Annotated in this window: 7 protein-coding genes and 1 pseudogene; all 8 read right to left on the bottom strand. The window is 69.6% G+C overall.

The annotated features are described in order from the left end of the window. A pseudogene (locus tag STRAU_RS43880) lies at positions 1 to 172 on the bottom strand (glycerol acyltransferase); the annotation flags it as partial. A 14-nt stretch (positions 173 to 186) separates the two neighbouring features. Beyond that, the gene (locus STRAU_RS25965) at positions 187 to 1,290 is read right to left on the bottom strand and encodes an NAD-dependent epimerase/dehydratase family protein (RefSeq protein WP_016643374.1); all 1,104 of its coding nucleotides are present in this window, start codon (positions 1,288 to 1,290) and stop codon (positions 187 to 189) included. Between the two features lie 318 nt (positions 1,291 to 1,608). Further along, on the bottom strand, positions 1,609 to 1,707 hold the full coding sequence (locus tag STRAU_RS40560) for a 30S ribosomal protein bS22 (protein ID WP_003948845.1): 99 nt from the start codon (positions 1,705 to 1,707) through the stop codon (positions 1,609 to 1,611). 116 nt (positions 1,708 to 1,823) lie between these two features. Beyond that, positions 1,824 to 2,033, bottom strand: coding sequence for a helix-turn-helix domain-containing protein (locus STRAU_RS25960; protein ID WP_157164103.1), 210 nt, complete (start codon positions 2,031 to 2,033; stop codon positions 1,824 to 1,826). A 129-nt stretch (positions 2,034 to 2,162) separates the two neighbouring features. Further along, on the bottom strand, positions 2,163 to 2,978 hold the full coding sequence (locus STRAU_RS25955) for a phosphatase (RefSeq protein WP_016643372.1): 816 nt from the start codon (positions 2,976 to 2,978) through the stop codon (positions 2,163 to 2,165). A gap of 189 nt (positions 2,979 to 3,167) precedes the next feature. Then, entirely contained in the window at positions 3,168 to 4,340 is a 1,173-nt protein-coding gene (locus STRAU_RS25950) for an acetoin utilization protein AcuC (protein ID WP_037661934.1), read from the bottom strand. Then, a complete protein-coding gene (locus STRAU_RS25945; protein ID WP_016643370.1) occupies positions 4,291 to 5,583 on the bottom strand; it encodes an MFS transporter in 1,293 nt (430 codons plus the stop codon). Before STRAU_RS25945 ends, STRAU_RS25950 begins: the two co-directional genes overlap by 50 nt. A gap of 73 nt (positions 5,584 to 5,656) precedes the next feature. Next, positions 5,657 to 6,301: an HAD family hydrolase gene (locus tag STRAU_RS25940; RefSeq protein WP_037661930.1), complete on the bottom strand. Its 645-nt coding sequence runs from the start codon at positions 6,299 to 6,301 to the stop codon at positions 5,657 to 5,659. Positions 6,302 to 6,380 lie beyond the last annotated feature (79 nt).

Here is a 6,380-nt window from a genome sequence, read left to right as displayed (position 1 = left end):
CCGGCGCGGCGCCGTCCGGCACCTCCGCGTTCCGCCGGCCGGGGACCGCCTTGACCTCGCGCACCTTCGCCCCGTCGCCCGGGCGCCGCGGCCCGGACCTGCGGCGCCCCGGCCGCTGGCCGCCCCCACGCGAGCGGTCGTCGTCGAACGGAATGACCTTGGCGTCCGCCATCGTTGACGATCTCCTCAGTTGGCGCTGTGGTGGGCACTGTTGTCGGCTCTGCGTCCGGCGCCCCCATCGGCACCGGACCTCGCGCCGCCGCCCGCGAACGGCAGCGCCGCGACCCTGTCGACGGCCCCCGCGAGCGCCGTCGGCGGCAGCAGGCCGGGGCCCCGGCTGCGTACGAAGTCCGCGAAGGTCTCCGCGGTCGTGTACTTGGGCCGGAATCCCAGTGTCTCGCGCATCTGCCGGGTGGCCACGACCCGGCCGTGGGTGAGGAGCCGGATCTGCTCCGGCGAGAAGTCCGTGACGCCGAGCGTGCGCAGTGCCGTGCCCACCCAGGTGACGGCGGGCAGCAGCACCGGAAGCGTCGGCCGCCCCAACCGGCGGGCGCACTGCGACAGCAGCAGCAGCCCCTCCCCGGCGATGTTGAACGTGCCGCTGTTGAGCGTCCCGCGCTCCGGGTCGTGCGAGGCCAGGCGCAGCACCTCGATGGCGTCGTCCTCGTGCACGAACTGCAGCCGCGGGTCATAGCCGAAAACGGTCGGCAGGACAGGCAGCGAAAAATACTCGGCGAGCGGCGAATCCGCGGCCGGGCCCAGGATGTTGGCGAACCGCAGCACACACACCGCGACATCCGGCCGCCGCCGCGCGAACCCGCGCACATAGCCCTCGACCTCGACGGTGTCCTTGGCGAAACCACCGCTGGGCAGCGACTTCGGCGGCGTGGTCTCCGTGAAGACGGCGGGGTCGCGGGGCGCCGAGCCGTACACATTGGTACTCGACTTCACCACCAGACGCTTCACCCGCGGCGACTTCTGGCAGGCGCCGAGCAGCTGCATCGTGCCGATGACGTTGGTCTCCTTGACCGAGCCACGGCTACCGCCGGCCAGCGCGGTGCCCGTCACGTCCATGTGGACGACCGTGTCGACGCCGTGCTCGGCGAGGACCTTGGTGATCGTGGGCTGCCGGATGTCGGCCTGCACGAAGTCGGCGCCGCCGAGATGGTGCTCGGGCGGGACGGCGTCGACGGCGACGACCCGGTCGACCTCTGGGTCGCGCTGGATACGCCGGACGAACCTGCCGCCCAGTTGCCGGGCCACCCCGGTCACGAGCACGACCTTGCCCAAGATCAGCGCCGCCTTTCCCCAGCCCGCGTGGCGTCAGCGTGCTGCGGCCCCGCGTCACGTCTGAGCACCATGTCTGTGGCCCACGCTAGCGGGTGGATGTTGCGCTGTGATGACCGCGATACGCACGAAGTGACGACGGACACACTTCGCCGCAAAGATCAAGCCGTTCGCCCGGCTTTGAACTATTGAATCCCCTATGACGGGGATTCCCTGGAACGTGGCGACCCGGAAGCAGCCCCCGGACGTAGTGAAGCCCCGCCACCGGATGGTGGCGGGGCTTCACTACGTTCGCTTGCGTTCGCTGACGTCAGCGGCCGCTTACTTCTTGTTGCGACGCTGAACGCGCGTGCGCTTCAGCAGCTTGCGGTGCTTCTTCTTGGCCATCCGCTTGCGCCGCTTCTTGATAACAGAGCCCACGACTACCCTCGCTCACTTCATTCTCACTCGGTGCGGGGCAGCAGACTGGGCCCACACGACCTACGTCGGCCTAGCCTACCCGCCCCGGCGCCGAGCCTGTAATCGAGGGAGCTCGATCAGGCCGTCTCCACCCCCACATATGAGTCGCGAAGGTACTCGTGAACCGCGTTCTCCGGGACCCGGAAGGACCTTCCGACCCGGATTGCGGGCAGATGACCGCTGTGTACCAGCCGGTACACGGTCATCTTCGAGACTCGCATCACCGCGGCGACCTCCGCCACGGTCAGGAACGCAACCTCGCTGAGAGGCCTCTGGTCAGCAGCCATGACACACCTGAACCTTCCGCACATGACGCGCACCGGCTTCCCCTTCCGGTGACTCCTCGTCGCTGTGCGCTCACTCCCCAGAGTAGGGGCGGGTGATGCGAGTGGGGAAGAGGAGCTGCCATCGGCCGTTTACTGTGACAGACACGCTCGATTGAGTACATAGCGAGTAAGCGGTCGGTAGTAATCAGACCGCACAGCGTCATCAAGCGGAACGACGACGGACACCCGCCCCTCCGCCTCTCCGACGAACAGCGCCGGATCGTCCGTATCCGCCAGACCGATCGCCTCAAACCCGAGCTGACCTGCTCCGCAGACCCATCCGTGGTCCCCGATGACCAGCTCGGGCAGGGGTCCCCCGGACTCGGCCTGGGCCACCAGAGCCCGCCGAACCGGCAGCGGAGAATGGCTGTGCGCGCCGGTCTCACTCCCGGTGGGACGCACGCCGGGTTCGCGCACCAGCGCGACACCTTGTACGTAGTCAAGGTTGTACGTGCGTAGGCCGAACCGGGTCGTTATGTCGATACAGCAACCCTGCGCCGGGGTGAGAACCGTGCATCCGGCCGCCGACAACGCCTCGGCCAAGGCGGCGTAGAAGCCAAGGAGCCGGTGCGGGTGTCCCGTCCCGAGCAGCACGGGAAGCCGCCGCCTGGCCGCGTCCTGCAGCCGCTCGGCGAACGCCTCGAGCGCTGCCAACGTACGCTCCGGGTCGATGACGTCGGCACCCGTGGTGTGCCGGGGGTCGTCGGAGACCCCGCACTTGTCCGCCATGAGCCGCAGCAAGTCTCCCGCGCCCCAGGTCCATTCGGGGTCGAGCCCGAGAAGTATCCGGGGGTCCCGCGCGGCGAAGAGCCGGTAGCTCCGCAGGCTCTCCTCCCGCGTCGTGGCCACGGGCCCGGCGAGCCGGGCCGCCAGCAGATGCGCGCGCAACGCTCCGGTGCTCAACACGCCCCGATGCTGCCGCATATACCGACACGGGACCCCGAAAACCCTGAAAACACCGCACAGTCGGGCTAACCCTGACGCAACCTACGCACCTCAGCTCTGTATCAGCCCGTCCGGCGCTTGAGGACGAGGCGCGGAGCGCCGATAGCGAGCCCCCGGTTTCGGGAAGGGGCGGGATTGGGGAAAAACCCCCTACGCCAACAACCCCCGCAACGGAAACACAGCCCGCCGGGCGGCCAACACGGCCTGATCCACCCGGTCCGCGGGGTCGTACCCCTCGTCCCACCCCCGCCATCCGACGGGCCACCGCCCATCCGTCATCCGCCCAGGGGCGAGCACCCGCACCCGGCGGTACACCTCCTGCTGCCACGCCTCAGGCACCACCGAAGAAGGCTCGATCTCCCGCCCCGCGGCCACCGCCACCAGATGCGTCCAGGACCGCGGCACCACGTCCACCACCGCGTATCCACCCCCGCCGAGCGCGACCCACCGCCCGTCCGCGTACTCATGGGCCAGCTCGTGGCACGCGACCTGCACGGCCCGCTGCGCGTCCAGCGAGACGGCGAGGTGCGCCAGCGGATCCTCGAAGTGCGTATCCGCTCCGTGCTGGGTGACAAGGACCTGCGGCCGGAAGTCCGCAAGCAGCTCCGGCACCACGGCGTGGAACGCCCGCACCCACCCTTCGTCCCCGGTGCCCGCCGGCAGCGCCACATTCGCGGCACTTCCCGCCGCGCACTCCGCCCCGGTCTCCTCGGGCCACCCGGTCCCCGGGAACAGCGCCCGAGGGTGCTCGTGCAACGAGATCGTCAGAACCCGCGGGTCCTCCCAGAACGCGGCCTGCACTCCGTCCCCGTGGTGCACGTCCACGTCCACATAGGCGACGCGCTCGGCGCCCAGTTCGAGCAGGCGCGCGATGGCGAGGGCTGCGTCGTTGTACACACAGAACCCCGAGGCGCCGCCCGGCATCGCGTGGTGCAGCCCGCCGGCGAAGTTCACCGCGTGCAGGGCGTCCCCCTGCCACACCGCCTCGGCGGCTCCGACCGACTGCCCCGCGATCAACGCCGACACGTCGTGCATGCCGACGAAGGCCGGGACGTCCTCCGTCCCCAGCCCATACTCCCCGCGCGCGGAAGCCGGATCCACGGAGGCCGCCTTCACGGCGGCCACGTAGTCCTCGCGGTGCACGAGGCCGAGCGTCGACTCACCGGCGCGCTTCGCCGCGACCACGTCCAGGTCGCGGTCGAGCCCGAAGGCGTCGATCAGGCTTCTCGTCAGCGCGAGCCGGACCGGGTCCATGGGGTGCTCCGGACCGAAGTCATAGCCCGTTACTGCCTCGTCCCACATCAGTTGTGCGCGGCCGCTCATGTCCGTCACCGTATCGGTCCGGTTCGGGGGCGAACGACCGGGCGTACAACAAGGTCACGAGCACCAACACCATGGGAACGACCATCGCCCCGCGGTAGTTCCAGGCGTCCCCGAGCCCGCCCACCAACGGCGAACCGATCAGGAATCCCACGTAGTTGAAGACGTTCAGCCGCGCCACCGCCGCGTCCGAGGCCCCGGGGCCGTGGCACTCGAATGCGCGCCGCCCCGCCGCCGCGAACGTCTGCGGCACGATCACGGACAGCCCGATCCCCAGCAACATGAACCCGAGAATCCCCACCCAGGCCCCCGGCGCCACAGCCACCACACCGAACCCGACCGCCCCGACCACCGCCCCGCCGCGCACCACGGCGACGGCCCCGAACCGCCGCACCCCCAGGTCCCCGGCTCCCCGTCCCACCAGGTTCATCACCATGTAGACGTTGTACGGAACCGTCGCGAGCTGCTCCGAACTCCCCAGCACGTCCTGGAGATACTTCGCGCTCCAGTTGGAGACGGTCGAGTCCCCGATGTACGCACAGGTCATCACCAGGCACAGCGGCAACAGCACCTTGAAACTCACCGTCGCGCCCAACGTCGCACCGCCCCCGGCGCCGGCCTTCACGGGCTGCGCGTCGCCCTCGCGGCCGCGGCCCGCGGCGTGGGCGGCACCGCCCGGCTCGCCGCCGCCCGCGTCGACGTACCACCGGCTCCCCACCAGCGCCGCAGGCAACAGCACCACGACCACCGGCAAGTACGACACCAGCAGCGACAGATCCCAGTGCGCCCCCGCCCACGCCAGCGACGCCCCCACGATCCCGCCCAGGCTGTACGCCGCGTGGAACCCGAGCATGATGCTGCGTCCGTAGGCCCGCTGGAGGCTCACTCCCAGCATGTTCATCGAGGCGTCCAGCGCCCCCACCGCGAGCCCGAACATCCCCAGGGCGACGGCGATTTCCCACATCGCGTCTCCGGCGCCCGCTCCGAGCAGCGAGAGCAGCACCACGGGCTGCGACCACCGCAGCACCCGGCTGGGCGGCACCTTCCTCACCAGCCGCTCGGTGCACACGCTCCCCACACCGGCCAGGATGGGCACGGCCGCCAGGAAGACGGGCAGCAGGCCGTCGGATATCCCGTACTGGTCCTGCAGGGCGGGTATCCGCGTCACCAGCAGCGCGAAGGTGACGCCCTGCACCGAGAAGCCGAACGCGAGCGAGGCCCTGCCGCGGCGCAGCGTTTCCGTCATGGCAGCGAAGCGTAGGTCCCCGGCCTACTCCGGGGTAGATGGATCACCACCCGACTTTGCTCGGCTCTCGCCATCAGATCAGCAGGTCGGGCAGTTCCCGGAAGTCGCCGAAGAGTTGGCTGGCGCCTCGCAGTCGTTCGGCCGGTGTCATGGCCGTGAAGCCGCACACGTCCATCCCGGCTGCCACCGCGGCCTGGATGCCCAGCGGACTGTCCTCCACGACGACGCATTTGTCGGGTGAGACCCCCATACGCTCGGCCGCGTGCAGGAAGAGATCGGGCGCCGGCTTCCCCCGCCCCACGTCCTGGGAGCTGAAGATCCGCCCCTCGTCGAACCATGTGTCGAGCCCGGTCTTGCGGTGCCCGACGCGAATCCGTTCGTGGCTTCCGGACGAGGCCAGGCAGTAGGCGACACCGTCAGCGGCGAGCTTCTCCAATACCTCGACGGCTCCCTCTATCGGCTGCAGTTCCCGCTCGAAAGCCGCGAAGACCCGCCCGTGAAAGACGTCGTCGAAGTCCCCGGGCAGCCGCTTCCCGGTCCGTTCAAGAATGGTGTCGTGTACGCGGTGGAGGGCGGAGCCCATGTAGTCCCGCAGGGAGTCTTCGTACGAGGTGGGGTGGCCGAGTTCCGTCAGGTAGGCGGCGAGGATCGTGTTGGAGATCGGCTCGCTGTCCACCAGGACGCCGTCGTTGTCGAAGATGACCAAGTCGTATCGCATGATGCGACCCTAAACGCAGAAAACCCCCGTGCCGAAGGGCACGGGGGTTTTCTCTACAATTAGTTCGGCGGCGTCCTAC

Source organism: Streptomyces aurantiacus JA 4570 (genome assembly GCF_000414115.1).
GTDB classification, from domain to species: Bacteria; Actinomycetota; Actinomycetes; order Streptomycetales; family Streptomycetaceae; genus Streptomyces; species Streptomyces aurantiacus_A.
Note: the sequence above shows the minus strand (reverse complement) of the source record. Positions and strands in the feature narration are given on the sequence as shown.